The sequence below is a fragment of the Micromonospora sp. 4G55 genome, from assembly GCF_016803375.1.
On record NZ_JAEVHN010000853.1, the window covers coordinates 1 to 2,293 of the forward strand.

The 2,293-nt window shown below is 73.5% G+C and carries 2 protein-coding genes; both read left to right on the top strand.

Features of this window, described 5'->3' with window-relative positions:
- The first annotated feature begins 337 nt into the window (after positions 1-337).
- Positions 338-634, top strand: a complete 297-nt coding sequence (locus JNW89_RS35175; protein ID WP_210778226.1) for an MTH1187 family thiamine-binding protein — start codon at positions 338-340, stop codon at positions 632-634.
- A 142-nt stretch (positions 635-776) separates the two neighbouring features.
- Positions 777-2,219, top strand: a complete 1,443-nt coding sequence (gndA, locus tag JNW89_RS35180; protein WP_238452311.1) for an NADP-dependent phosphogluconate dehydrogenase — start codon at positions 777-779, stop codon at positions 2,217-2,219.
- The last annotated feature ends 74 nt before the right edge of the window (positions 2,220-2,293 follow it).

Genomic DNA, 2,293 nt, shown 5'->3' on the forward strand with positions numbered 1-2,293 from the left:
GAGCGCGTCGAGATCCGGCGGGCTCACCGCCACCGTGGCCGACGCCGACGGGCGGGACTTCTTCGGACTGCGCTTGGCGGGCATACGCTGCCTCCTTCGGATGCGGGGACCGCGCCGCGAGGCGGGCGGTCGGCGGGCAGGGAACGGCCCGGGCGACCCGACCACGGAGACACCACCGGTACGAGACAAGGTGGGGAATGCGGACGCCCGGCGCGGCCGGACCCCCGACGACGGCGGCGGGCCCGACTGGCTGAAGGTGGGGCGTCAGATACGCATGCCGACACGCTAACCCGCCGACGGCGGCGGCCGCAGCCGATTTACTGGCACCATCGGCGGCATGCTGATCGCGTTCTCGATTACCCCGCTGGGCGTCGGCGAGTCCGTCGGCGACCTGGTCGCCGAGGCGGTCCGGGTGGTCCGCGCCTCCGGCCTGCCCAACCGCACCGACGCCATGTTCACCACCGTCGAGGGCGAGTGGGACGAGGTGATGGCGGTGGTCAAGCGGGCGGTCGACGTGGTGGCCGAACAGGCCCCCCGGGTCAGCGTGGTGCTCAAGGCCGACGTGCGGCCCGGCGTCACCGATGCGCTCACCGGCAAGGTGGCCCACGTCGAGGCCCGCCTGGCCGAGGGCTGACACCGCCCGGCGCGCCGCTGGCGGGCCCGGCGCCCGCGACGGCCCGCACCGCGCCGCTCACCGAGCGTCGATGTCCGGACCCTGGCGGCCGGTGGCCGCGATACGGTCGCAGGACGGCAGGCCGACGAGAGGTGGCGGACGGATGGCTCAGCAGGCGACGGCGCAGATCGGGGTCACGGGGCTGGCGGTGATGGGCCGCAACCTGGCCCGGAACCTGGCCCGCAACGGCTTCACGGTGGCCGTGCACAACCGCTCCCCCGAGCGCACCCGCAGCCTCGTCGCCGAGCACGGCGGCGAGGGCACCTTCGTCGCGTCCGAGTCCCTCGCGGACTTCGTCGCCACGCTGGAGCGACCCCGCGCGGTGATCGTCATGGTGAAGGCCGGCGGCCCCACCGACGCGGTGATCGACGAGCTGGTCCCGCTGCTGGAGGAGGGCGACATCGTCGTCGACTGCGGCAACGCGCACTTCGCGGACACCCGCCGCCGGGAGGAGACGCTGCGCGGGCACGGGCTGCACTTCGTCGGCACCGGCGTCTCCGGCGGGGAGGAGGGCGCGCTGCGCGGCCCGAGCATCATGCCCGGCGGCTCCGCCGAGTCGTACGCGAAGCTCGGGCCGATCTTCGAGAAGATCGCCGCGCAGGTGGAGGGCACCCCGTGCTGCCGGCACATCGGCCCGGACGGCGCCGGCCACTTCGTCAAGATGGTGCACAACGGCATCGAGTACGCCGACATGCAGCTCATCGCCGAGGCGTACGACCTGCTGCGGGCGGGGCTGTCGGCGAGCCCGGCGGAGATCGCCGACATCTTCCGGGAGTGGAACACCGGCGAGCTGGAGTCCTTCCTGATCGAGATCACCGCCGACGTGCTGGCACACACCGACGCGGCGACCGGCCGGGCCTTCGTCGACGTGGTGCTCGACCAGGCCGAGCAGAAGGGCACCGGCCGGTGGACCGTGCAGAGCGCGCTGGACCTGGGCATCCCGATCACCGGCATCGCCGAGGCGACCTTCGCCCGGTCGCTGTCCGGCCACGCCGACCAGCGCGTCGCCGCCCGCCGGGCCTTCCCCGACGCCGGTGAGAAGTGGCAGGTCGAGGAGCGGGAGACCTTCGTCGAGGACGTCCGGCGCGCGCTGCTGGCCAGCAAGATCGTCGCGTACGCGCAGGGCTTCGACCACATCCGCGCCGGCAGCCGCGAGTACGACTGGGACATCGACCTCGGCGGCACCGCCACCATCTGGCGGGGCGGCTGCATCATCCGGGCCCGCTTCCTCGACCGCATCCGGGAGGCGTACGACGCCCAGCCGGACCTGCCGACGCTGCTGGTGGCCCCGTACTTCGCCGAGGCGGTCGGCGCCGGGGTGCCGAGCTGGCGGCGGGTGGTCGCCGACGCCGCCCGGGCCGGCGTGCCCACCCCGGCGTTCTCCTCGTCGCTGGCCTACTTCGACGCGCTGCGCGCCGAGCGGCTGCCCGCGGCGCTCATCCAGGGACTGAGGGACAACTTCGGCGCCCACACCTACCACCGCGTCGACCGCGACGGCTCGTACCACACCCTCTGGGCCGGAGACCGCTCCGAAGCCCCCGCCTGACTCCCTCGATCTTGCAGTTTGCGCTCAGGCAAACCGCCGTGAAAGCCACGAACCGAGGGCACCAAGTGCAAGAT